General features: G+C 70.1%; 22 protein-coding genes. 18 read left to right on the forward strand and 4 right to left on the reverse strand.

From position 1 onward, the window contains the following. Both ACZYYX_RS26375 and ACZYYX_RS26380 read right to left on the reverse strand, forming a co-directional pair. A partial coding sequence (locus ACZYYX_RS26375) for a DUF222 domain-containing protein (RefSeq protein ID WP_463817784.1) occupies positions 1–623 on the reverse strand: 623 nt, incomplete at its 3' end. Between the two features lie 37 nt (positions 624–660). After that, the gene (locus ACZYYX_RS26380) at positions 661–1,866 is read right to left on the reverse strand and encodes a serine hydrolase domain-containing protein (RefSeq protein ID WP_463817785.1); all 1,206 of its coding nucleotides are present in this window, start codon (positions 1,864–1,866) and stop codon (positions 661–663) included. Positions 1,867–1,979: 113 nt separating this feature from the next. On the opposite strand from ACZYYX_RS26380, the gene pyrR reads away from it, so the two are divergent. The 12 genes from pyrR to metK all read left to right on the forward strand — a co-directional run bounded on the left by pyrR (position 1,980) and on the right by metK (position 14,852). Continuing rightward, a complete protein-coding gene (pyrR, locus tag ACZYYX_RS26385; protein WP_463817786.1) occupies positions 1,980–2,549 on the forward strand; it encodes a bifunctional pyr operon transcriptional regulator/uracil phosphoribosyltransferase PyrR in 570 nt (189 codons plus the stop codon). Beyond that, positions 2,546–3,493 (forward strand): aspartate carbamoyltransferase catalytic subunit, encoded by a 948-nt coding sequence (locus ACZYYX_RS26390; protein WP_463817787.1) that lies wholly within the window; start codon positions 2,546–2,548, stop codon positions 3,491–3,493. Before pyrR ends, ACZYYX_RS26390 begins: the two co-directional genes overlap by 4 nt. Next, entirely contained in the window at positions 3,490–4,773 is a 1,284-nt protein-coding gene (locus ACZYYX_RS26395; protein WP_463817788.1) for a dihydroorotase, read from the forward strand. Before ACZYYX_RS26390 ends, ACZYYX_RS26395 begins: the two co-directional genes overlap by 4 nt. Beyond that, complete coding sequence (locus ACZYYX_RS26400) at positions 4,770–5,273, forward strand: PH-like domain-containing protein (RefSeq protein WP_463817789.1); 504 nt, start codon at positions 4,770–4,772, stop codon at positions 5,271–5,273. The genes ACZYYX_RS26395 and ACZYYX_RS26400 overlap by 4 nt, the downstream gene beginning before the upstream one ends. Next, positions 5,270–6,424 (forward strand): glutamine-hydrolyzing carbamoyl-phosphate synthase small subunit, encoded by a 1,155-nt coding sequence (gene carA, locus ACZYYX_RS26405; protein WP_463817790.1) that lies wholly within the window; start codon positions 5,270–5,272, stop codon positions 6,422–6,424. Before ACZYYX_RS26400 ends, carA begins: the two co-directional genes overlap by 4 nt. Further along, the gene (gene carB / locus ACZYYX_RS26410) at positions 6,425–9,763 is read left to right on the forward strand and encodes a carbamoyl-phosphate synthase large subunit (RefSeq protein WP_463817791.1); all 3,339 of its coding nucleotides are present in this window, start codon (positions 6,425–6,427) and stop codon (positions 9,761–9,763) included. It abuts the gene before it with no gap. A 3-nt stretch (positions 9,764–9,766) separates the two neighbouring features. Then, the gene (gene pyrF, locus ACZYYX_RS26415; RefSeq protein ID WP_463817792.1) at positions 9,767–10,582 is read left to right on the forward strand and encodes an orotidine-5'-phosphate decarboxylase; all 816 of its coding nucleotides are present in this window, start codon (positions 9,767–9,769) and stop codon (positions 10,580–10,582) included. A 367-nt stretch (positions 10,583–10,949) separates the two neighbouring features. Beyond that, positions 10,950–11,267 carry an integration host factor, actinobacterial type gene (gene mihF, locus ACZYYX_RS26420; protein ID WP_003932123.1) on the forward strand — a complete coding sequence of 106 codons (318 nt, stop codon included), beginning with the start codon at positions 10,950–10,952 and terminating at the stop codon, positions 11,265–11,267. 9 nt (positions 11,268–11,276) lie between these two features. Further along, complete coding sequence (gmk, locus tag ACZYYX_RS26425) at positions 11,277–11,888, forward strand: guanylate kinase (protein ID WP_463817793.1); 612 nt, start codon at positions 11,277–11,279, stop codon at positions 11,886–11,888. A 44-nt stretch (positions 11,889–11,932) separates the two neighbouring features. After that, positions 11,933–12,247, forward strand: a complete 315-nt coding sequence (gene rpoZ, locus ACZYYX_RS26430) for a DNA-directed RNA polymerase subunit omega (RefSeq protein ID WP_463817794.1) — start codon at positions 11,933–11,935, stop codon at positions 12,245–12,247. An 18-nt stretch (positions 12,248–12,265) separates the two neighbouring features. Continuing rightward, positions 12,266–13,510, forward strand: a complete 1,245-nt coding sequence (coaBC, locus tag ACZYYX_RS26435; protein ID WP_463817795.1) for a bifunctional phosphopantothenoylcysteine decarboxylase/phosphopantothenate--cysteine ligase CoaBC — start codon at positions 12,266–12,268, stop codon at positions 13,508–13,510. A gap of 133 nt (positions 13,511–13,643) precedes the next feature. Then, positions 13,644–14,852 (forward strand): methionine adenosyltransferase, encoded by a 1,209-nt coding sequence (metK, locus tag ACZYYX_RS26440; protein WP_463817796.1) that lies wholly within the window; start codon positions 13,644–13,646, stop codon positions 14,850–14,852. A gap of 4 nt (positions 14,853–14,856) precedes the next feature. Here metK and ACZYYX_RS26445 read toward each other — a convergent pair whose 3' ends face one another. Together ACZYYX_RS26445 and ACZYYX_RS26450 are read right to left on the reverse strand one after the other, a co-directional pair. Further along, entirely contained in the window at positions 14,857–15,300 is a 444-nt protein-coding gene (locus ACZYYX_RS26445) for a hypothetical protein (protein WP_463817797.1), read from the reverse strand. 91 nt (positions 15,301–15,391) lie between these two features. Beyond that, positions 15,392–16,309, reverse strand: coding sequence for an alpha/beta hydrolase (locus ACZYYX_RS26450; protein ID WP_463817798.1), 918 nt, complete (start codon positions 16,307–16,309; stop codon positions 15,392–15,394). 62 nt (positions 16,310–16,371) lie between these two features. Here ACZYYX_RS26450 and ACZYYX_RS26455 point away from each other — a divergent pair, with 62 nt between their 5' ends. The 6 genes from ACZYYX_RS26455 to ACZYYX_RS26480 are packed head-to-tail and all read left to right on the forward strand — an operon-like array spanning position 16,372 to position 23,788. Further along, on the forward strand, positions 16,372–17,064 hold the full coding sequence (locus ACZYYX_RS26455; protein ID WP_463818038.1) for a lysoplasmalogenase: 693 nt from the start codon (positions 16,372–16,374) through the stop codon (positions 17,062–17,064). 50 nt (positions 17,065–17,114) lie between these two features. Next, positions 17,115–19,061, forward strand: coding sequence for a primosomal protein N' (locus ACZYYX_RS26460; protein WP_463818039.1), 1,947 nt, complete (start codon positions 17,115–17,117; stop codon positions 19,059–19,061). A gap of 5 nt (positions 19,062–19,066) precedes the next feature. Next, positions 19,067–20,893, forward strand: a complete 1,827-nt coding sequence (locus ACZYYX_RS26465) for a DUF2207 domain-containing protein (RefSeq protein WP_463817800.1) — start codon at positions 19,067–19,069, stop codon at positions 20,891–20,893. Then, a complete protein-coding gene (locus tag ACZYYX_RS26470; protein ID WP_463817801.1) occupies positions 20,887–21,423 on the forward strand; it encodes a LemA family protein in 537 nt (178 codons plus the stop codon). Before ACZYYX_RS26465 ends, ACZYYX_RS26470 begins: the two co-directional genes overlap by 7 nt. A 20-nt stretch (positions 21,424–21,443) precedes the next feature. Further along, positions 21,444–22,370, forward strand: a complete 927-nt coding sequence (gene fmt / locus ACZYYX_RS26475) for a methionyl-tRNA formyltransferase (RefSeq protein WP_463817802.1) — start codon at positions 21,444–21,446, stop codon at positions 22,368–22,370. Beyond that, on the forward strand, positions 22,367–23,788 hold the full coding sequence (locus ACZYYX_RS26480) for an RsmB/NOP family class I SAM-dependent RNA methyltransferase (RefSeq protein ID WP_463817803.1): 1,422 nt from the start codon (positions 22,367–22,369) through the stop codon (positions 23,786–23,788). The genes fmt and ACZYYX_RS26480 overlap by 4 nt, the downstream gene beginning before the upstream one ends. The last annotated feature ends 2 nt before the right edge of the window (positions 23,789–23,790 follow it).

Here is a 23,790-nt window from a genome sequence, read left to right on the forward strand (position 1 = left end):
GCCTCGCGTCGCAACGCTGCGTACACCCCGATGCCTTGGGACAGCGGCAGCACCGCGGTCAGATACACCATCCCGTTCGGGGCCGGCCGGGTCGACACCGAGGCGCTCTGGGCGGCGCGTTCTTTGCGTTGCACCACCGCAGCAGCATCCAGGCGGGCGGCGATCGCGGCCGCGGCGGCCTCGATCCGGGCATTGCCCAACCCGACCAAGCTCTGCTGGTCGGCGCACAGTTCGGCATCCAAGGCACGCCGGTCCTCGACGGTCAGGCAGGCCGACTGCTTCACGATCAGGGTGGCCCGCCACTCGGTCAACACCCCGGCCTCCAGCGCGGCCAGGGTGTGGGGCATCTCCTCGACCAACGCCCGAGCGAACCCGAGATGTTGACCACCGCGGGCCGGGGAATCCAAGCGCGCCAACGCAACCTCCGAGGCCAATCCGCGCCCGCGCTTCCGCACCGGCATCCCGGACGCGGTCTCAGCGGCGCGCCGCTTGGACGCCCATAACGCGGTGGCGCGGGCCTGCACCGCGGCAGCCTCGGCTTTGAGTCGTTCGCAGTGGGCGACAACCTCGCGCAGCTCAACCTCCGAGGCCGACCCGTCGATATCGAACACCTGTGCGAACATGACGTCGACGCTACAACGCGCCACCGACAACCCGCACCTACAGGTCGAACGCCTCGTAGGTCCGTCGCACGAACTTCGGTTGGGCGCTCGCGAGTTTGGCCAGCGAGGTGTTGCCCGCGACGGCGGCGGCAGCGTCGGTCGTCAGGCTCGGCAGGTTCTGGATCAGATAGATCAGGATCGCGTCGGCCGTCGGGTCGGCCTGCCACCACGTGCCGTACGCGCCGGGCCACGAGAACGTGCCTACCCCGCCCGGCCCGAAGAGCTGCCGCGACTTCGCCGGATCGGTCACCACCGACAGGTTCAGGCCGAATCCGCGCCCGATCCAGAACGGTGCGCCGAGGAAATCATGGCGCTTCTGTTCCTCGGTCAGGCGATCGGTGCGCATCAATCGCACCGATTCCTCGGACAGCACGCGCACGCCGTCCATGGTCCCGCCCGCCAGAAGCATCCGCGCGAACGCCAGGTAGTCGTCGACCGTCGACCACAACCCCGCGCCGCCCTGGCAGAACGGCGGATCCATGATCGGCGCGGGCCCCATCACGTCGTGGCGCAGCGTGTTGTCAGGATTCAACTGATACATCGTCGCCGCCCGCCGTCGTCCCGCCGGCCCCACGTGAAACGCGGTGTCCGACATGCCCAGTGGCTCGAGGATGCGTTCGGTGAGCACCTGGGGTAGCGGTTTGCCCACCAGGCGGGACAGTGCGATCCCGAGGACGTCGGTGGCGTGGCTGTAGGTCAGGCGCTCGCCCGGTTGGTGCACCAGCGGCAGCGCCGCCAGCTCGGCCAACCATCGGTCCTGATCCTGCCGGGCGGGCAGCTTGCGGTAGGCGTCCGCCAGCGGACCCCGGATCGAGAACATGTACGCCAGCCCACTGCGGTGCGTCATCAGGTCCTCGATCGTGATCGGCCGCTGGGCCGGCACGGTCCGATCGAGTGGACCGCTGGGATCGGCGAGCACACGCATGTCGGCCATCTCGGGCAGCCACGTCGCCACCCGATCGGTCAAGGAGAGCACACCCTCCTCGATCAGCGTCATCGCCGCGGCCACCGTCACCGGTTTTGTCATCGACGCGATACGGAAGAGGGTGTCGCGCTGCATCGGCAGCTTGGCATCGACGTCGCGGTAGCCCAGTTCGTTGACCTGCAGGACCTGGCCTGCCCGCCACACGAGGGTGACAGCTCCGGCCAGCAGCCCTGCGTCGATCGCCTCGACGATGGAGGTCTGATTGCGGTCGAGGTTCATCGCGCCAGAGTAGGTCAGCGGTGCCGATGGCAGCGCACAGTGATAGCCTTGCCGCGATTTGACCGTCCTTTAACGACCGTCCCGTGAGGCGGAGAAGGAGGTCCGGGTTACACGTGGCTGCCACCAGTGACCGGGAGCTGATGTCCGCGGCGGACGTGAGTAGAACGATCGCCCGCATCGCCCACCAGATCATCGAGAAGACCGCGCTGGACGCGCCTGACGCGCCGCGGGTCATCCTTCTCGGGATCCCCACCCGCGGCGTGACGCTCGCCACGCGATTGGCCTCCAACATCGCCGAATTCAGCGATACCGAGGTCGCGCACGGCGCTCTCGACACCACGCTCTACCGCGACGACCTCATGTCGAAGCCGCCCCGGCCGCTGGCTCCGACGTCGATCCCGCAGGGCGGCATCGACGGCGCGCTGGTGATCCTGGTCGACGACGTGCTCTACACCGGCCGGTCCGTGCGCTCAGCCCTCGACGCGCTGCGCGACCTCGGTCGGCCCCGCGCCGTGCAGCTCGCCGTGCTGGTCGACCGCGGGCATCGCGAACTACCGATCCGCGCCGACTACGTCGGCAAGAACGTCCCGACGTCGCGCAGCGAGAACGTCAAGGTGCGGCTCACCGAAAACGACGGAGCCGACGGGGTTTCCATCGCACCGCAGGGAGGTCCGCAACGGTGAAACACCTTCTGACGGCGGCAGACCTGAGCCGTGACGAGGCCACCGCGATCCTCGATGACGCCGACCGGTTCCGCGAGGCGCTGCTCGGGCGCGAGGTCAAGAAATTGCCGACGCTGCGCGGCCGCACGATCATCACGATGTTCTACGAGAACTCCACCCGCACGCGGGTGTCGTTCGAGGTCGCCGGCAAGTGGATGAGTGCCGACGTGATCAATGTCAGCGCATCGGGATCGTCGGTGGCCAAGGGGGAGTCGCTGCGCGACACCGCCCTGACGTTGCGTGCGGCCGGAGCGGATGCCCTGATCGTGCGCCATCCCGCGTCCGGTGCCGCCCAACAACTCGCCGCGTGGACGCTCGACGAGACCGGCGGACCCAGCGTCATCAACGCCGGTGACGGCACCCACGAGCACCCCACGCAGGCGCTGCTCGACGCGCTGACCATTCGGCAGCGACTCGGGTCCGTCGACGGCAAGCGTGTCGTGATCGTCGGCGACGTCCTGCACAGCCGGGTCGCCCGCTCCAACGTCGCGCTGCTGCACACCCTCGGTGCCGAGGTCGTGCTCGTCGCACCGCCGACGCTGCTGCCCGTGGGTGTCGCCGACTGGCCCGTCACCGTCTCGCACGAGCTCGACGCCGAGCTCCCACTCGCCGACGCGGTGCTGATGCTGCGGGTGCAGGCCGAGCGGATGAACGGCGGCTTCTTCCCGTCGTCGCGGGAGTACTCGGTGCGCTACGGACTGTCGGAGAAGCGGCAGGCGCAACTCGCCGAGCACGCCGTCGTCCTGCATCCCGGCCCGATGCTGCGCGGCATGGAGATCGCGCATTCGGTTGCCGACTCGTCGCAATCGGCTGTGCTGCAACAGGTGTCCAACGGTGTGCATGTGCGGATGGCGGTGCTGTTCCACCTGCTCGTCGGTACCGAAGTGGAGGCGATCAGCGCATGAAGGTCCTGATCAAAGGCGTGCTCCTCTACGGCGAGGGTGATCCGGTCGACGTGCTCGTCGACGACGGTCAGATCGCGGAGATCGGGACCGGCCTCACTGCCGATGACGTCATCGACGCTCCGGGGCAGATTCTGCTGCCCGGCTTCGTCGATCTGCACACCCATCTGCGCGAACCCGGCCGCGAGTACGCCGAGGACATCGAAACCGGTTCGGCTGCAGCAGCATTGGGTGGCTACACCGCGGTGTTCGCGATGGCCAACACCGATCCGGTGGCCGACTCCGCAGTCGTCACCGACCACGTGTGGCACCGCGGTCAGCAGGTCGGTCTGGTCGACGTGCACCCCGTCGGTGCGATCACGGTCGGGCTGAAAGGCAAGCAGCTCACCGAGATGGGGCTGATGGCCGCCGGGGTCGGCCGGGTCAGGATGTTCTCCGACGACGGCAGCTGCGTCGACGATCCGTTGGTGATGCGCCGGGCGCTCGAGTACGCCTCCGGGCTGGGCGTGTTGATCGCCCAGCATGCCGAGGAGCCGCGGCTGACGGTCGGTGCGGTCGCCCACGAAGGCCCCACCGCCGCGCTGCTCGGCCTGGCCGGATGGCCGCGCGCAGCCGAGGAATCCATCGTGGCCCGCGACGCGCTGCTCGCCCGCGACGCCGGCGCCCGCGTGCACATCTGCCACGCCTCCACGGCCGGCACCGTGGAGCTCATCCGCTGGGCCAAGGAGCAGGGCATCGCGATCACCGCGGAGGTCACCCCGCACCACCTCCTGCTCGACGATTCGCGGCTGTCCTCCTACGACGGCCGTAACCGGGTCAACCCGCCGCTGCGTGAGGCAGCCGATGCTGTCGCGTTGCGCCAGGCACTCGCCGACGGTGTGATCGACTGTGTCGCAACCGATCACGCGCCCCACGCCGAGCACGAGAAGATGTGCGAGTTCGCGCACGCCCGGCCCGGCATGCTGGGGCTGCAGACCGCGTTGTCGGTCGTCGTCGAGACGATGGTGCGGCCCGGCCTACTGACCTGGCGCGACGTCGCCCGGGTGATGAGCGAGGCGCCCGCACGCATCGTCGGCCTGCCCGATCAGGGCCGTCCGCTGGAGGTGGGGGAGCCTGCGAACCTCACCATCGTCGATCCGGACGCGCAGTGGACGGTCACCGGCGCCGCATTGGCCAGCCGTTCGGACAACACCCCGTACGAGTCCATGGAGCTGCCCGCCGTCGTCACGGCCACACTGCTGCGCGGCACCGTCACCGCCCGCGACGGGAAGGCGGGCGCATGAACACCGAAACGCTCGTGGCCTCGCTGATCATGGCCGCGATCCTGGCCCTGCTGATCGCTGTTCTGATCGGCGCGATGTTGCGCGGATGGCGCCGCCGCGCCGAGCGGCAGGCCGAACTCCTCGGCACGCTGCCGCAGCTCCCCGACAGCGTCGGAGCGGCGACCGTCTCACCCACCAAGGGGCTCTACATCGGTTCCACACTGGTCCCGAACTGGAACGACCGGGTGGCCGCCGCCGACCTCGGCTTCCGCGCCAAGGCCGTGCTGACCCGCTATCCCGAGGGAATCATGATGCAGCGCACCGGCGCTGGACCGATCTGGATTCCCGACGAGATGATCACCGACATCCGCGCCGAGAAGAGTCTGGCCGGCAAAGCGCTGACCCACGACGGCATCCTGGCGATCCGCTGGCGACTGCCCACCGGGGTGGAGATCGACACCGGTTTCCGCGCCGACAACCGGCGCGACTACTCGAAATGGCTTCCCGAGGAGGTGGCATGACGGCGAACGTGGCCGTGCTCGTGCTCGAAGACGGCCGGGTCTTCACCGGCACACCATTCGGCGCGGAGGGCGAGACCCTGGGCGAGGCGGTGTTCTCCACCGGCATGTCCGGATACCAGGAGACGCTGACCGACCCCAGCTATCACCGCCAGATCGTGGTCGCCACGGCGCCGCAGATCGGCAACACCGGCTGGAACGACGAGGACAGCGAGAGCCGCGGCGACAAGATCTGGGTCGCGGGATACGCGGTGCGTGACCCGTCGCCGCGCGCCTCGAACTGGCGAGCCACCGGCACGCTCGACGATGAACTGCGTCGCCAGAACGTGGTCGGCATCGCGGGCATCGACACCCGCGCCGTGGTACGTCACCTGCGCAGCCGCGGCTCGATGAAAGCCGGGGTGTTCTCCGGAGCCGCGCTGGCGGCGACATCGGGCTCCGGGAGCGCTCTCGCCGACACCGAGGAGCTGCTCGCCCGGGTGCGCGGCCAGGCGTCGATGCTCGGCGCCGATCTGGCCGGCGAGGTCAGCACCGGTGACCGCTATGTCGTGGAACCGGTTGGCACGCAACGATTCACGGTGGTGGCACTCGATCTGGGCATCAAGACGAACACCCCCCGCAACTTCTCCGAACGCGGCATCCGCACCCATGTGCTGCCGTCGTCGGCCGATTTCGCCCAGATCGCCGACCTGCGCCCCGACGGGGTGTTCCTGTCCAACGGCCCGGGCGACCCGGCCACCGCGGACCACGTCGTGGAAGTCACCAAGCAGGTGATCGACGCCGGCACACCGCTGTTCGGGATCTGCTTCGGCAACCAGATCCTGGGCCGGGCGCTGGGCCGGGGCACCTACAAGATGACCTTCGGGCATCGAGGCATCAACATCCCGGTGATGGACCACGCCACCGGCCGTGTGTCGATCACCGCGCAGAACCACGGCTTCGCCCTCGAGGGGGAGGCCGGCGAAGAATTCGACACGCCGTTCGGCACCGCGGTGGTCACGCACACCTGCGCCAACGACGGTGTGGTCGAAGGGGTGGCGCTCGCCAACGGGCGGGCGTTCTCCGTGCAGTACCACCCGGAGGCCGCCGCAGGCCCCCGCGATGCGAACTACCTGTTCGACCAGTTCATCGACTTGATGGCGGGAGAGAAATAGATGCCGCGCCGTACCGACCTCCAGCACATCCTGGTCATCGGGTCCGGACCGATCCTCATCGGGCAGGCCGCCGAGTTCGACTACTCGGGCACGCAGGCGTGCCGCGTGCTGCGCTCCGAGGGGCTGCAGGTCACGCTGATCAACTCCAACCCGGCGACGATCATGACCGACCCGGAGTACGCCGACCACACCTACATCGAGCCCATCACCGCCGAGTTCGTCGAGAAGGTGATCGCCCAGCAGGCCGAGCGCGGCAACAAGATCGACGCGTTGCTCGCCACCCTCGGTGGCCAGACCGCGCTGAACACCGCGGTGAAGCTGTACGAGAGCGGGACCCTCGAGCGCTACGACGTGGAGATGATCGGTGCCGACTTCGACGCCATCCAGCGCGGCGAGGATCGGCAGAAGTTCAAGGACATCGTGGCCAAGGTCGGTGGTGAATCCGCCCGCAGCCGTGTCTGTTTCACGATGGATGAGGTGCGCGAGACCGTAGCGGACCTCGGATTGCCCGTGGTGGTGCGGCCCAGCTTCACGATGGGCGGTCTGGGCTCGGGCATGGCGTACTCGGCCGAGGACGTCGAGCGGATGGCCGGTGACGGCCTGGCCGCGTCGCCGTCGGCGAACGTGCTGATCGAGGAATCGATCTACGGCTGGAAGGAATACGAGCTCGAGCTGATGCGCGACCACCACGACAACGTCGTGGTGGTGTGCTCGATCGAGAACTTCGACCCGATGGGCGTACACACCGGGGACTCGGTGACTGTCGCGCCGGCGATGACGCTGACCGACCGCGAGTACCAGACCATGCGCACCCTGGGCATCGAGATCCTGCGCGAGGTCGGCGTCGACACCGGCGGCTGCAACATCCAGTTCGCGGTCAACCCCAGAGACGGCAGGCTCATCGTCATCGAGATGAACCCGCGGGTGTCCCGGTCGAGTGCGCTGGCGTCGAAGGCCACCGGGTTCCCGATCGCCAAGATCGCCGCCAAGCTCGCCATCGGCTACACCCTCGACGAGATCGTCAACGACATCACCAAGGAGACGCCGGCCTGCTTCGAGCCGACGCTCGACTACGTCGTCGTCAAGGCGCCCCGCTTCGCGTTCGAGAAGTTCCCCGGCGCCGACGGCACGCTGACCACCACGATGAAATCGGTGGGCGAGGCGATGTCGTTGGGCCGCAACTTCGTCGAGGCCCTCGGCAAGGTGATGCGGTCGCTGGAGACCACCAAGCTCGGCTTCTGGACCGGCCCCGACGATGACGGCGACGTCGACGAGGTGCTGGAGCGCCTGCGGACTCCCACCGACGGGCGGCTCTACGACATCGAATACGCGCTGCGGCTGGGCGCCAGCGTCGAGCAGGTCGCCGAAGCCTCCGGGGTCGACCCCTGGTTCGTCGACCAGATCAGCGGATTGGTGGAGCTGCGCGCCGAGATCATCGACGCGCCGGTGCTCGGCGAGGAACTGCTGCGGCGCAGCAAGCACAACGGTCTCTCCGACCGCCAGATCGCCGCGCTGCGACCGGAATTGGCGGGCGAGGTGGGGGTGCGCGCGCTGCGCCGCCGCCTCGGCATCCATCCGGTCTACAAGACCGTCGACACCTGCGCCGCGGAGTTCGAGGCCAAGACGCCGTACCACTACAGCAGTTACGAACTCGATCCCGCCGCGGAAAGTGAGGTCGCGCCGCAGGCCGAGAAGCCCAAGGTGCTGATCCTCGGCTCGGGCCCCAACCGCATCGGGCAGGGCATCGAGTTCGACTACAGCTGCGTGCACGCCGCGACCACGTTGAGCGAGGCCGGGTTCGAGACGGTCATGATCAACTGCAATCCCGAGACCGTCTCCACCGACTACGACACGGCCGACCGGCTCTACTTCGAGCCGCTCACGTTCGAGGACGTCCTCGAGGTCTACTTCGCCGAGCAGTACTCAGGGCGCGGCGGTCCCGGAGTCGTCGGCGTCATCGTGCAACTCGGAGGGCAGACCCCGCTGGGATTGGCGGAGCGCCTCGAGAAGGCCGGGGTGCCGATCGTGGGCACCCTGCCCGAGGCCATCGATCTGGCCGAGGACCGCGGCCGCTTCGGCGAGGTCCTCACCAACGCCGGCCTGCCCGCACCGCGCTTCGGCATGGCGACCAGCTTCGAGCAGGCGCGCCGCATCGCCGCCGAGATCGGCTACCCGGTGCTGGTTCGGCCGTCCTACGTGCTCGGCGGCCGCGGCATGGAGATCGTCTACGACGAGGACACGCTCGAGGGGTACATCACCCGGGCCACCCAGCTCTCACCCGAGCACCCGGTGCTGGTGGACCGCTTCCTCGAAGACGCCATCGAGATCGACGTCGACGCATTGTGCGACGGCACCGAGGTCTACATCGGCGGCATCATGGAGCACATCGAAGAGGCCGGCATCCACTCGGGCGACTCCGCCTGTGCGCTGCCGCCGGTGACCTTGGGCCGCAGCGACATCGACGCCGTCCGGCGCGCCACCGAGGCGATCGCCTTCGGCGTCGGGGTGGTCGGCCTGCTCAACGTGCAGTACGCCCTCAAAGACGACGTGCTCTACGTGCTGGAGGCCAACCCGCGCGCCAGCCGGACCGTGCCGTTCGTCTCCAAGGCCACCGCAGTGCCGCTCGCCAAGGCCTGCGCGCGAATCATGCTGGGCGCCACGATCGCCGGGTTGCGCGAGGAGGGCCTGCTCGTTGCCGAGGGCGACGGCGGCACAGTGCCGCGCAACGCCCCGGTCGCGGTGAAGGAAGCCGTCCTACCTTTCCATCGGTTCCGCAAGCACGACGGCAGCCAGATCGACTCGCTCCTCGGCCCGGAGATGAAGTCCACCGGCGAGGTGATGGGCATCGCGCACGACTTCGGCAGTTCGTTCGCCAAGAGCCAGACCGCGGCCTACGGTTCGCTACCCGCGAGTGGCACCGTGTTCGTGTCCGTGGCCAACCGCGACAAGCGGTCCCTGGTGTTCCCGGTGAAGCGTCTCGCTGATCTCGGCTTTCACATCCTGGCCACCGAGGGCACGGCGGAGATGTTGCGGCGCAACGGGATTCCGTGTGACGAGGTGCGCAAGCACTTCGAGGAGCCGAGCCCGGACCGACCCGCGGTGTCCGCCGTGGAGGCGATCAAGGCGGGCGACGTACAGATGGTGATCAACACCCCGTACGGCAACTCCGGTCCGCGCATCGACGGATACGAGATCCGCTCGGCTGCCGTGGCGATGAACATCCCCTGCGTGACAACGGTGCAGGGCGCGTCGGCGGCCGTGCAGGGCATCGAGGCCAGTCTCCGCGGCGGTATCGGCGTGATGTCGCTGCAGGAACTGCACAGCGCGCTGGGGTCCTGACCGGTGAGCGGGTTCGGTGACCGGCTGTCCGACGCGATGGCCAGCCGCGGCCCGCTGTGTCCTGGCATCGACCCGCACCCCGAACTGCTTCGGGCGTGGGGCCTGAGCACCGACGCCGACGGCTTGGCCCGGTTCAGCGACATCTGCGTGGCAGCGTTCGCCGGCTTCGCGGTGGTCAAGCCGCAGGTGGCGTTCTTCGAGGCCTACGGGTCGGCCGGTTTCGCTGTGCTCGAGCGCACGATCACCGCGCTGCGCGCAGAGGGTGTGCTGGTGCTGGCTGACGCGAAACGGGGTGACATCGGGTCGACGATGGCGGCCTACGCCGCCGCCTGGGCCGGGGATTCGCCGCTCGCCGCCGACGCCGTGACGGCCTCGCCCTACCTGGGATTCGGATCGCTGCAGCCGCTGCTCGACACTGCCCTTGCTCACGGCCGGGGTGTGTTCGTGCTCGCGGCCACCTCCAACCCCGAGGGGGCGTCGGTGCAGCGCGCGGACGCCGGGGGACGCACGGTCGCGCAGTCGATCGTCGACGCTGCCGCCGCGGTGAACGCCGGCGCGGGGGCAGGGTCTGTCGGTGTGGTCGTCGGCGCGACGCTGGCCGAGCCGCCGGATGTGAGCGCCCTGGGCGGACCCGTGCTGGTGCCCGGCGTCGGCGCCCAGGGCGGCCGCCCCGAGGCGCTGGCGGGCCTGGGAGGGGCTCGGCCGGGGCAGCTGCTGCCCGCGGTCTCCCGCGAGGTGCTGCGGGCCGGTCCGGACCCGTCGGCGGTGCGCGCCGCGGCGGAACGCATGCGCGACGCGGTCGCTCACCTGCAGGGCTGAGCGGGGCTGCTGCGACACGCCCGACAGCGACTGACCAGGGAAAATTTCTCGGCACACCCTCCTGTGGCGGGTGTGACAACCGAGCTCCGGACGGGCAGCGACGGCCGACATCGCGGAGTACGAGGAAAACAGCCGATACGCAGGGGTTTCCGCTCAGGTGGGCGATTCCGGCAAGCGCGCGCCGAGCCGCCACGCCGATCCCGCCGCGCAGCCCGTTGCGCCCTACACGCTGGGCTTTTGGTCCCAGAACTCGGGGGTGGGGTTAGCTTTCGTCAGCCCGCGTGGGTACGGTCGTCCACGCTGGCTGGTTCGCGATCCACCACGACCAGTCGAGAGAAAAACAGATGGTGACGATACGGAGGAACCCGTGGCCCTTCCCCAGTTGACCGACGAACAGCGCGCGGCAGCGTTGGAGAAGGCTGCTGCCGCACGTCGAGCGCGTGCCGAACTCAAGGATCGGCTCAAGCGCGGCGGCACCAACCTCAAGCAGGTCCTTAAGGACGCCGAGACCGACGAGGTCTTGGGCAAGATGAAGGTCTCCGCTCTGCTGGAGGCCCTGCCCAAGGTCGGCAAGGTCAAGGCGCAGGAGATCATGACCGAGCTCGAGATCGCCCCGACCCGCAGGCTGCGTGGCCTGGGCGATCGCCAGCGCAAGGCCCTGCTGGAAAAGTTCGACTTCTCGTAAGGGAGGTCGGTGAGCGAAGGCGGGGGGCCGGATACGCACCCACGGGCTCCGGTCCTGGTGCTGTCCGGCCCGTCTGCCGTCGGCAAGTCCACCGTGGTGCGATGCCTGCGGGACCGCGTCGCTGACCTGTACTTCAGCGTCTCGGTGACCACCCGGGCGCCGCGGCCGGGTGAGATTGACGGCATCGACTACTCGTTCGTCTCGCCCGAACAGTTCCAACGTCTCATCGACGACGGTGAGCTGCTGGAATGGGCGGAGATCCATGGCGGCCTGCACCGCTCCGGCACGCCGGCCGCGCCGGTCCGCGCCGCCACCGCCGAGGGGCGGCCCGTGCTCATCGAGGTCGATCTCGCCGGGGCGCGGGCGGTCAAGGCCGCCATGCCGGAGGCGCTCAGCGTGTTTCTCGCCCCACCCAGCTGGGAGGCGCTGGAGCACAGATTGACCGGCCGCGGCACCGAGAGCGCCGAGGTGATGGCCCGCCGACTGGCGACGGCCCGCACCGAATTGGCGGCTCAGGGGGACTTCGACGAGGTCGTCGTCAACACGGAAGTGGAATCCGCGTGCGCTGCGTTGGTATCCTTGCTGGTGGCCCGCACACCGGTGCGGCCCGATAAGTCTTGACCAGACTCCAATTTCTCTATTCGAATCGCCAGGAGACTTTTTTCGTGAGCACCCCGCACGCCGACACGCGGCTGGCACCCGTGGACCTCGATCCGTCCGCCGCCACCGCCTACGACACGCCGTTGGGCATCACCAACCCGCCCATCGACGAGTTGCTGGATCGCGCGTCGAGCAAGTACGCGCTGGTGATCTACGCCGCCAAACGTGCACGTCAGATCAACGATTACTACAACCAGCTGGGTGACGGGATCCTCGAGTACGTCGGTCCGCTCGTCGAGCCCGGTCTTCAGGAGAAGCCTCTCTCGATCGCGATGCGCGAGATCCACGAGGACCTGCTCGAGCACACCGAGGGCGAGTAGAAGCGGCTGCGGCCAGCCATGGCCGATCGCAAGCGGATCATTGTCGGCGTCGCCGGCGGCATCGCCGCCTACAAGGCGGCGACCGTGGTCCGTCAGCTCACCGAGGCCGGCCACTCCGTGCGGGTGGTACCCACCGAATCGGCGCTCAAGTTCGTCGGCGCGGCCACGTTCGAGGCGTTGTCGGGTAACCCCGTCCACACAGGCGTCTTCGACGATGTCCACGAGGTCCCGCACGTCCGCATCGGCCAGGGCGCCGACCTCGTCGTCGTCGCACCGGCCACGGCTGACCTTCTCGCCAGAGCCACCGTCGGACGCGCGGACGACCTGCTCACCGCCACTCTGCTGACCGCGCGATGTCCGGTGCTCTACGCACCCGCGATGCACACCGAGATGTGGTTCCACCCGGCGACGGTCGAGAACGTCGCGACCCTGCGGCGCCGCGGTTCAGTGGTGATGGAACCCGCGTCGGGCCGGCTCACCGGCGCCGACACCGGTCCGGGCCGCTTACCCGAGGCCGAAGAGATCAGCACCCTGGCTCAGCTGCTGCTGGTGCGCTCCGACGCGCTGCCCTACGACATGGCCGGGGTGAAGGTGCTGGTCACCGCCGGCGGCACCCGCGAACCCATCGATCCCGTCCGGTTCATCGGCAACCGCAGCTCCGGAAAGCAGGGCTATGCGCTGGCCCGGGTGATGGCGCAACGCGGCGCCGACGTGACGTTGATCGCCGGTCACACCGCCGGGCTGATCGATCCGGCCGGCGTGCACGTCGAGCACGTCGGGTCGGCCACCCAGCTCCGCGACGCCGTGTCCAAGCACGCCGCGGCCGCGAACGTGTTGGTGATGGCTGCCGCGGTCGCCGATTTCCGGCCCGCCAACCCAGTGCTCACCAAGATCAAGAAGGGCCCGGCCGGCGAGGGCGAGCCGACCATCGAGCTGGTCCGTAACGACGACGTGCTCGCCGCCGCGGTGCGTTCGCGGGCCGACGGCCAGCTGCCGAACATGCGGGCCATCGTCGGATTTGCCGCGGAAACGGGCGACGCCAACGGCGACGTGCTGTTCCACGCGCGCGCCAAGCTCGCCCGCAAAGGGTGCGATCTGCTCGTCGTCAATGCCGTGGGGGAGAACCGGGCATTCGAGGTCGACAACAACGACGGTTGGCTGCTGTCCTCCGACGGCACGGAGGCCGCACTGGAGCACGGTTCGAAGACCGTGATGGCGAGCCGTATTGTGGACGCGATCGCCGGCTTCCTGCAGAACGGGTGAGCGGCGAACGACAGACTGTGAATGACACGACAAAGGCGTGCGCGTAAAGGTTGCGCGCCGCAGGGGGACACGCTTGGGTGCTAGAGGCGCCGCCGTGTGCCGACACAGACAGTGGAAGTGAAAGGGATCGCACGTGAGTGATGCTCGGCTGTTTACCAGTGAGTCGGTGACCGAGGGGCACCCGGACAAGATCTGCGACGCGATCAGCGATTCGGTGCTCGACGCACTGCTGGCCGGCGATCCGAAGTCCCGTGTCGCAGTCGAGACCCTGGTCACGACCGGTCAGGTGCACGTGGTGGGCGAGGTGACGACCACGGCCAAGGAGGCGTTCGCCGACATCACCAACACCGTGCGCGCCCGCATCCTCGACATCGGCTACGACCATTCCGACAAGGGCTTCGACGGGCTGACCTGTGGCGTGAACATCGGGATCGGCGCGCAGTCGCCCGACATCGCGCAGGGTGTGGACACCGCTCACGAGACCCGCGTCGAAGGTGCTGCCGACCCGCTGGACTCCCAGGGCGCCGGTGACCAGGGCCTGATGTTCGGCTACGCGATCGCCGACACGCCGGAGCTGATGCCGCTGCCGATCGCGCTGGCGCACCGCCTCTCGCGCAAGCTCACCGAGGTCCGCAAGAACGGCACGCTGGACTACCTGCGTCCCGACGGCAAGACCCAGGTCACGGTGCAGTACGACGGCACCACCCCGGTGCGCCTGGACACGGTGGTGCTGTCGACTCAGCACGCCGACGGCATCGATCTGGACAGCCAACTGGCCCCGGAGATCAAGCAGCACGTCATCGACGCGGTGCTGACCGAACTCGGCCACGAGACGCTGGACACATCGAATCCGCGCATCCTGGTCAACCCGACCGGCAAGTTCGTCCTCGGCGGTCCCATGGGCGACGCCGGCCTGACCGGCCGCAAGATCATCGTCGACACCTACGGCGGCTGGGCCCGCCACGGTGGCGGCGCCTTCTCCGGCAAGGACCCGTCCAAGGTGGACCGCTCGGCCGCCTACGCGATGCGCTGGGTCGCCAAGAACGTCGTCGCCGCCGGCCTGGCCGAGCGTGTCGAGGTGCAGATCGCCTATGCGATCGGCAAGGCCGCCCCGGTGGGCCTGTTCGTCGAGACCTTCGGCTCCGAGACCGTTGACCCGGTGAAGATCGAGAAGGCCATCGGTGAGGTGTTCGACCTGCGTCCCGGCGCGATCGTCCGCGACCTCGACCTGCTGCGGCCGATCTACGCGCCGACGGCGGCCTACGGCCACTTCGGCCGCACCGACATCGATCTGCCGTGGGAGCAGCTGAACAAGGTCGACGACCTGAAGGCTGCTGTCTAGGCGGCTAGTGCTGCACTGATCCCGGCGGCAGGTCGACCCCGATCTCGTCGCAGATCGGCGGGATGATGATCAGCGACCCGCGTGGGCTGCAGAACGGCGTGCCGGGAGGTAGCGGAGGCGGGGGCGGCGGCGGAGCCACCGGCGGTGGCGGCGCGATCTGCTGCGGCGGCCCTGACCACGGGTACAGCACGCTGGGCACGTCGACGATGCCGTACGAGTTCCAGTACCAGTCGTGGCAGACGTTCCAATCCCAGCTGAGCACCTGGCCGCCCGGGATCGCAGGATCGCCGGGGCACCAGTGGGTGCACGTCTGGCCCTGGGGGCAGTTGCCGCCCTGGTAGCTGGGTCCCTGGGCGGACGACGTGCCGGCGCCCAGCGTCGTCGCCGCGGTGAGTGCGAGAGCGGCGCCGGCCAGCGCCGATCCGGTGATGCGTGTGAATCGCTTCATCAGGCGATCTCTCCGTTCCGTGCACCACCTGCTGTGGTGTCCATTGCGGAGAAATTAGCGATCGAGCGCGGCTACCGATCCCAACAACGAGCTAGTGCAGCGCGGCCCGTAGCGCGTCGAGCGCCCTGTCGGTGGCCTCGGTCGCCGCAGGCACGACGCCGTAGTAGCCGAGGAATCCGTGGACCAGCGTGTCGGCGTGGTCCAACTGGGCGTCCACCCCGGCGGCGGTGAGCAGCTCGGCGTAGCGAGCGCCGTCGTCACGCAACGGATCGTGGCCGGCGATGACGATGTGGGCGGGCGCCACACCGGTGAGGTATCCGACGGCCGGGACCAGCGTCGCGGGTGGTTGCGTCAGGTCGGTGTCGCCCACGTACCAGCGGGTGAACGCCTTGCACTCGGCCAAGCCGAGGATGGGCGCCTCGGCGTTCTCGGTGAACGACGGCAACGACGTGTCGAACGTCGTCGACGGGTACCACAGCAGCTGCAGGCGCAGCGTGATGCCGGCGTCGCGGGCCTGCTGGGCGGCGACGGCGGCCAGGTTGCCGCCGGCCGAATCACCGGCGACGGCGAGGCGGGTGGCGTCGCCGCCGATCTCGTCGGCGTGCGCGGCCACCCACTGCGTCGTCGCCCACACGTCCTCCACGGCCGCCGGATACGGGTGCTCGGGCGCCAGCCGGTAGTCGACCGACACCACGAGCGCCTCGGCGCGCACGGCGTGCAGCCGTGCCGCTGCGTCGTAGGTGTCGAGGTCGCCCACCGACCATCCGCCGCCGTGGATGAAGATCACCACAGGCGGCATCGCGGCCTCGGTCGGTGGCCGGTAGATGCGGACGGGGACCGGACCGGCCGGGCCTGTGACGGTGTGCTCGGTCGCCGTCACCTCAGGGAACACCGGCACCCGCGGCAGCTCGGCGAAACGCTGCCGCGCGAGCTCCGGCCCGCCGTCGGTGGTCAGTCGGAACGGCACCGCGTCGAGCACCTTCGTCAGTACGGGATCGAGGTCAGCCATGGCCCACACGCTAGCGTCCGCCGTTTTAGTAGGTTCTGCCTGTGACGACGAGTCGGCGCCGGATGGCCATCTGGGGAGCCGCTGCCGTGGTGGCCGTGGCCTACGGGGTGTTCCTGATCGTCACCGCGACGCAGGTACCCGGGGGCGCCGAGCTCACCGGGCGGTTCACTGCCCAGCCCGCGGTCAAAGCCCTCGCTGCGGTCCTGCTCGCCGGCGCCGCGCTCACGCACCCGATCGCGCGGGAGCGACGCTGGCTGGTGGGTGCGCTGCTGTTCTCGGCCGCCGGTGACTTCCTGCTCGCGATGCCGTGGTGGCAGCCGTCATTCGTGCTGGGGTTGGGCGCGTTCCTGGTGGCGCATGTGTGTTTTCTGGTCACGTTGTGGCCGCTGATGCGGGCCACGCCGGTCCGGCTGGTGGCGGCGGGGCTGACCGTGGTCGCGTGCGTGGGGCTGCTGGTGTGGTTCTGGCCGCGGCTGGTGGCCGACGGGATGGCCGTCCCTGTGACCGCCTACATCGCGGTGCTGGGCGCGATGGTGTGCACGGCGCTGCTCGCCGACCTGCCGACGCCCTGGACGGCACTCGGAGCGGTCTGCTTCGCGGTGTCCGACGCGATGATCGGCATCGGCCGGTTCGTCCTGGACGACGAGACGCTGGCGGTGCCGGTCTGGTGGGTCTACGCCGCCTCGCTGCTGCTGATCAGCGCGGGCGTGCTGTTCGGTCGGTCGTCCGAGCCCTCTGCTAGACCTGCGGGGTGACCGTAGGACGGCAGGCAGCCGAGCACGAACCCATCGCGCGGGTGCTGCCGATGCTCACGGTGCCGCACCTGGACCGCGACTTCGACTACCTGGTCGCCGCCGAGATGTCCGACGACGCCCAACCCGGGGTTCGCGTCAAGGTCCGTTTCAACGGCCGACTGGTCGACGCGTTCGTGCTGGAACGCCGGTCGGAGACCGACCACGCCGGCCGGCTCGGCTGGCTGGAGAAGGTGGTGTCCTCGCAACCGGTGCTCACGCACGACGTGCGCCGGCTCGTCGACGCCGTCGCCGCCCGGTACGCAGGCACCCGCGCCGACGTGCTGCGGCTGGCGATCCCGCCGCGGCACGCCACGGTCGAGAAGAAGCCGCCGGTGCCGCTCGGCCCGTTCGTAGCCGCGGACATCGACGCCGCGGCATGGTCGGCCTACAGCGGGGGAGCACAGTTCATCGCCGCGCTGCGGGACGGCCGCGCCGCCCGCGCGGTCTGGCAGGCGCTGCCGGGCGACGCCTGGCCGGCACGGCTGGCAGAGGCCGCGGCGGTGACCGTGCACGCGGGCCGGTCGGTACTCGCTGTGGTTCCCGACCAGCGCGATGTCGACCGGCTCTCGGCGGCGTGCACCGAGCTCGTGGAGCCCTCCCGGGTGGTCGCGCTGTCGGCAGGGCTGGGGCCCTCCGAGCGATATCGCAGGTGGCTCGCGGTCCTGCGCGGTGACGCCCGGGTCGTCATCGGCACCCGCAGCGCGGTGTTCGCCCCGGTCGCCGACCTCGGTCTGGTGCTGATGTGGGACGACGGCGACGACTCGCTCGCCGAACCCCGCGCCCCGTATCCGCACGCCCGCGAGGTCGCGATGCTGCGTGCCCACCAGCTGCGCTGCGCCGCGGTGATCGGTGGTCATGCCCGCACCGCCGAGGCGCAGGCGCTGGTCCGCAGCGGCTGGGCCCACGACCTGACAGCACCGCGGCAGACGGTCCGCGCGTGCGCGCCCCGGGTGATCGCGCTGGAGGACAGCGCCTACGCCCAAGAACGCGACGCCGCCGCACGGACCGCGCGGCTGCCGTCGGTGGCGCTCGACGCCGCGCGCAAAGCGATCACGGCGGGCGCCCCGGTACTCGTGCAGGTGCCTCGGCGCGGGTACGTGCCCGCGCTGTCGTGCGCGCGCTGTCGCACCGTCGCCCGCTGCAGGCACTGCACCGGACCGCTGTCGCTGGCCAGCCGCGAGGCGGCAGGCGTGGTCTGTCGGTGGTGCGGCCGCGAGGAACTGGCGCTGCGCTGCGCCCGGTGCGGCTCGGACGCCGTCCGCGCGGTGGTCGTCGGCGCCCGGCGCACCGCGGAGGAGCTCGGCCGGGCGTTCCCTGGCGTTGCCGTCGTCACTTCCGGCGGGGAGGCGGTGGTCGAGTCCGTGCCGCAGCGCGCGGCGCTGGTGGTCGCCACGCCGGGGGTGGAACCCGTCGCAGACGGCGGGTACGGGGCGGCGCTGCTGCTCGACAGCTGGGCGCTGCTCGGCCGTCAGGACCTGCGTGCCGCCGAGGACACGCTACGGCGCTGGATGTCGGCCTCGGCTCTGGTTCGCCGCCGTGAGGACGGGGGAACGGTGGTGGTCGTCGCCGAATCGGCGATCCCGACCGTGCAGGCGCTCATCCGCTGGGATCCCGTCGGCCACGCCGACGACGAACTCGAGGCGCGCGCCGAGGTCGGGCTTCCGCCCTCGGTGCACATGGCCGCCGTCGACGGCACCGCCGACGCCGTGCACGCGCTGCTCGACGATACGGCCCTGCCGGAAGGCACCGATCTGCTCGGGCCGGTCGACCTGCCAGTGGGCGTGCGCCGCCCGCCCGGCGTCGCGCCCGAGCACCCGGTGATCCGCATGCTGGCGCGAGCGGCGCGGGCCGACGGCCTCGCCCTGGCCGCGGCCTTGCGCAAAGCCACCGCCGTGCACAGCGCCCGCCACGACCATGAGCCGGTGCGTATCCAGATCGACCCGTTGCACATAGGGTGATGCCCATGTCCGTCAGGCGGCTGGCCAAGGCGTCGATCCCGCTGCTGCTCATCGCATTCGGACTGTTGTGGCCGTTGCTGTTCACCGGCGGAGGCTCCGACGGGCCGCCGCCCGAGGACCCCGTGGTGATCAGCGACTTCCGGATGTCCGCCACCGTGGACGCGGCCGGGGACATGACCGCGGTCGAGACCATCACCGCGCAGGTCTACACCACCGACCGTCACGGCATTTTCCGCTACTGGGATGTGGCCAACCGCAACGATTCTCACGTCCGTCAGCCACCGGAGATCACCTCGATCCAGTTGGACGGCGCGCCGGTGCCCTACCAGATGATGTGGGAGGACGGGAGACGCTTCCGGGTCGCCAAGATCGGTGATCCGGACCGCACACTGTCCGACGGTGGTCACGTCTTCGAGATCGCCTACCGCATCCGCGGCGTCCTGGATCCCGGCTCCGCCGGCGCCGACCGCGTGTTCGCCCAGACCGCGGGCGCGCCTGCCGACTCATCGTCGGTGTTCTTCTGGAACGTCATCGCCCCGTCGTGGAACAACCGCATCGACCGCGCGCAGATCTCCGTGACGCTGCCGGGCGCAGTCGGGGCGGTGCAGTGCTCGGTCGGCTCCGGCGTCGGACGGGCGTGCGACGACCTGCGCGCGGCAGGGGACACCGTGGTCGCCTCGGCGTCGGATCTGCCGCCCCGCACGCCGGTCACCCTGCGCGCGGGGGTGGACGTGCCGACGCCGGCCCGCACCACCTTGCCGTGGCCGTACACGTGGGACCGCATCCTCGGGCAGTCGGTGACCGTCGTGCTGTGGCTGCTCGGTGTCACCGTCGCCTTCGGCGCGGGGGCAGCTCTGTGGCTGCGCAGTGTGATCGAGCCGCCGCCGGGCTTCCCGCTGCAGTACGCGCCGCCGCCGGGCCTGGGACCGGTGCAGGTCGAGTACATCCGCACCGAGACGGTACCCAAGAACGGGCTGACCGCGACGCTGTTCTACCTCGCCGAGCGCAAACTCATCACGATGGAACAGCTCGGCGACAAGGAATGGAAGCTGCGCAGCATCGCCCGGCCGGGCCAGTGGTCGGGCCTGGATCCGGTCAGCCTGGCGGTCGCCTCCCGGCTCAAGCTGATGAACGCGGGCAGCGAGTTCTCGGCCAAGAAGACCGCGACGTCGGGTCAGAAGCTGAGCAAAGCCAAGGAGGACATGACCAAGGCCGTGCAGGCGTGGGCGCGCGACGGCGGGCTGCTGGTGCCACGCAGGAAGGAACTGTGGCTGCGCGCGGCCAACGCGCTCGCGTTCCTGCTGATGATCTGCGGGTTCTTCCGCTGGGGGTTCCCGATCACGCTGTGGGCGTTGCCCTTCGCGGTGTTCTTCCTGCTGACCGCGGTGTCGTGGCGGGACGGGGTCGGGTCGCGGCGGACCGCGGCGGGGCGCGAACTGTGGTCCCGGGCCGGCGGATTCCACCGCGTGCTCGCGACGGACTCGGCGGAGACCCGCTTCGACTTCTCAGCCCGGCGTGATCTCTACACCGCCTACGTTCCGTTCGCGGTGGCCGGCGGGGTCGCCGCGGCTTGGGCTGCGAAGTATCAGACATCGATGAACACCGCAGCGCCACAACCAGATTGGTATGTCACGACGAGCCCGTCGACCTCCTGGGCGGCGGCGAGCAGTTCCGGCGGTGCGAACTTCGACAGTTTCGAATCGGCGCTGTCCTCGTCGATCGGCGCGTACACGGCCTCGCAGTCGTCGTCCTCGTCGTCGTCGTCGAGCGGCGGTGGCTTCAGCGGCGGGGGTGGCGGTGGGGGCGGCGGCGGAGGAGGAGGGTCATGGTGAGCGTCGTGCTGGCCATCGTGTTGGTGCTGGTCCTGCTGATCGGCGCTGGCTATGTGGCCGGCTACAACAAGATCCGGTCGGCCGACGTGCGTGTCGCGGAGGCACTCGCAGGCATCGACGTCGAACTGACCCGGCGGGCGGCGTTGATTCCCAGCCTCGTGCACACCGTGGCGACCTTCGCCGCGCACGAGAAGGACGTCCTGGATCGCGTCACCGATGCGCGCGAGGCGCTCACCTCGGCAACGGCAGGTCGCTCGGTGGCACAACGCAGCGCCGCCGAGCGGCAACTCGACGCGGCGTTGACGCCGCTGATGACCCTCGGGCAGAGCTCACCGCAACTGAGTTCGTCCGCCAACTTCCTCGACCTGCAACGCAACCTCGCCGACACCGAGGACAAGCTCGCGTTCGCGCGCCAGTACTACAACGACTCGGTCGCTGGCCTCAATCGGTTGCTCGGCACCATTCCGTGGATGTTCGTCGCACCGCTGAGCGGGGTCAGCGAGAAGGAGTACTACCAGATGGCCCGATAGTCGCTTCCTAGACTGACCCGGTGCGTCTCGTGTTCGCCGGCACCCCGCAGCCGGCCCTTCCGTCCCTGCGTCGCCTCCTCTCGTCGCCCCGGCACGAGGTGATCGCTGTCCTGACGCGCCCCGATGCCGCGGCCGGCCGGCGCGGCACCCCGACCCCGTCGCCGGTGGCGCAGCTGGCCCTCGATGCCGGCATCCCGGTGCTGCGCCCCGCACGCCCCAACTCACCGGAGTTCGTCGCCGAACTCGCCGACCTTGCACCGGAGTGCTGCGCCGTGGTGGCCTACGGCGCCCTGCTCGGCGACGCCCTGCTCGATGTGCCCGCGCGCGGCTGGGTCAACCTGCATTTCTCGCTGCTGCCCGCGTGGCGCGGTGCAGCGCCGGTGCAGGCCGCGATCGCCGCCGGGGACACCGTGACGGGGGCGACCACGTTCCAGATCGAGCCGAGCCTGGATTCGGGCCCGGTGTACGGCGTCGTCACCGAGACGATCACCCCGCGCGACACCGCGGGCGACCTTCTCGCGCGCCTGGCGGACTCGGGCGCCGGCCTGCTGGAGGCCACGATGGACGGGATCGCCGACGGCACGCTCACCGCGGTGCCACAGCCGACCGAGGGCATCAGCGTCGCCCCGAAGATCACCGTCGACGACGCTCGGGTGCGGTGGGACCTGCCCGCCCACGTGGTGGAGCGGCGGGTCCGCGCCGTCACCCCGAACCCGGGGGCGTGGACGATGGTCGGCGAGCAGCGCGTCAAGATCGGGCCCGTGACGGTCGCGGACCGCAGTGATCTGCACCCGGGCCAACTCGGCGTCGAGAAGAAGCGAGTGCTGGTGGGTACCGCCACCGACGCCGTGGAACTGCAGACGGTGCAACCGCCCGGCAAGAAACCGATGAACGCCGCCGACTGGGCCCGCGGTGCGCGCCTCGACGAGATCGGATCGCTCCTATGACGCGCCCGCAACGACCCCGACACCCCGAACGGCCTCACAAGCCCCGGCGCCCCCAGCGCCGCACCCCGCTGGACCCGGCCCGCCGGGCCGCGTTCGACGTGCTGCGCGCGGTGTCCGAGCGTGACGCATACGCGAACCTCGCCCTGCCCGCGATGCTGCGCGAGCGCGGAATCACCGGCCGCGACGCCGCATTCGCCACTGAACTGACCTACGGTGCCTGCCGCGCGCAAGGGCTGCTCGACGCGATCATCAGCGCAGCGGCGGGCCGCCCGGTCGACCACATCGACCCCGTGCTGCTCGACCTGCTCCGGCTGGGCGCGTACCAGATCCTGCGGACCCGGGTCGAAGACCACGCCGCGGTGTCGACGACGGTGGAGCAGGCGGGCATCGAATTCGACACGGCGCGAGCAGGTTTCGTCAACGGCGTGCTGCGCACCATCACCCGCCGCGACGAGGCGTCGTGGGTGGCGGAGCTGGCCCCGCCTGCCGCCACCGATCCGATCGGCCACCTGGCCTTCGTGCACGCGCATCCGCGCTGGGTCGCGCAGGCTTTCGCCGACGCACTGGGTGCCCGCGCCCACGAGCTGGCTGCGCTGCTGGCCAGCGACGACGCCCGCCCGGCGGTCCATCTGGTGGCCCGTCCGGGCGAAATCACCGGCGCCGAGCTGGCCGAGGAGGTCGGCGGTGCCGTCGGCCAGTTCTCGCCCTACGCCGTGTATCTCACCGAGGGCGACCCCGGTGCACTCGCCGCGGTCCGCGACGGCCGCGCGCTCGTTCAGGACGAGGGCAGCCAGCTGGTCGCTCGCGCGCTGACGCTGGCCGAACTCGACGGGCCCGACGGTGGCCGGTGGCTGGACCTGTGCTCCGGGCCCGGCGGCAAGACCGCGCTGCTGGCCGGGCTGGGCCGGCCCGCCGGTGTCGCGGTCACGGCGGTGGAGCCCACGCCGCGCCGTGCCGATTTGGTCGAGCAGAACACCGCGGGCCTGCCCGTCGAGGTGCTCCGGGTCGACGGGCGTGATCCCGGCCTGACACCGGGCTTCGACCGCGTGCTCGTCGATGCTCCCTGCACCGGGCTGGGCGCTCTGCGTCGCCGACCCGAAGCGCGGTGGCGCCGCCAACCCGGTGACGTGGCGCCGCTGGCCAAACTCCAGCGTGAGCTGCTGGCGTCGGCGATCCGGTTGACCCGCCCCGGCGGCGTCGTGCTGTACGCGACGTGCTCGCCGCACCTGGCCGAGACCACCGGCGTGGTGGCCGACGCGCTGCGCCGCCAGCCCGTCGAAGCGCTGGACACCCGAGAGCTGTTCGCCCCGGCCACCGACACCGGCGATTCCCTGTCGGTGCAACTCTGGCCGCACCGGCACGGAACCGACGCGATGTTCGCCGCCGCCCTTCGCGTCACCGGGGCCCCGATAGGCTGACC

The organism is Mycobacterium sp. IDUB_1, from assembly GCF_055419625.1.

Bases quoted from the DNA above. Each gene is read 5' to 3' on its own strand.
- ACZYYX_RS26460 (WP_463818039.1), top strand. From the start codon at position 17,115: ATGCTCACGGTGCCGCACCTGGACCGCGACTTCGACTACCTGGTCGCC.
- ACZYYX_RS26470 (WP_463817801.1), top strand. From the start codon at position 20,887: ATGGTGAGCGTCGTGCTGGCCATCGTGTTGGTGCTGGTCCTGCTGATC.
- ACZYYX_RS26455 (WP_463818038.1), top strand. From the start codon at position 16,372: ATGGCCATCTGGGGAGCCGCTGCCGTGGTGGCCGTGGCCTACGGGGTG.
- ACZYYX_RS26400 (WP_463817789.1), top strand. From the start codon at position 4,770: ATGAACACCGAAACGCTCGTGGCCTCGCTGATCATGGCCGCGATCCTG.
- ACZYYX_RS26395 (WP_463817788.1), top strand. From the start codon at position 3,490: ATGAAGGTCCTGATCAAAGGCGTGCTCCTCTACGGCGAGGGTGATCCG.
- ACZYYX_RS26380 (WP_463817785.1), bottom strand. From the start codon at position 1,866: ATGAACCTCGACCGCAATCAGACCTCCATCGTCGAGGCGATCGACGCA.
- coaBC (WP_463817795.1), top strand. From the start codon at position 12,266: ATGGCCGATCGCAAGCGGATCATTGTCGGCGTCGCCGGCGGCATCGCC.
- ACZYYX_RS26450 (WP_463817798.1), bottom strand. From the start codon at position 16,309: ATGGCTGACCTCGATCCCGTACTGACGAAGGTGCTCGACGCGGTGCCG.
- ACZYYX_RS26465 (WP_463817800.1), top strand. From the start codon at position 19,067: ATGTCCGTCAGGCGGCTGGCCAAGGCGTCGATCCCGCTGCTGCTCATC.
- carA (WP_463817790.1), top strand. From the start codon at position 5,270: ATGACGGCGAACGTGGCCGTGCTCGTGCTCGAAGACGGCCGGGTCTTC.
- ACZYYX_RS26480 (WP_463817803.1), top strand. From the start codon at position 22,367: ATGACGCGCCCGCAACGACCCCGACACCCCGAACGGCCTCACAAGCCC.
- carB (WP_463817791.1), top strand. From the start codon at position 6,425: ATGCCGCGCCGTACCGACCTCCAGCACATCCTGGTCATCGGGTCCGGA.
- ACZYYX_RS26445 (WP_463817797.1), bottom strand. From the start codon at position 15,300: ATGAAGCGATTCACACGCATCACCGGATCGGCGCTGGCCGGCGCCGCT.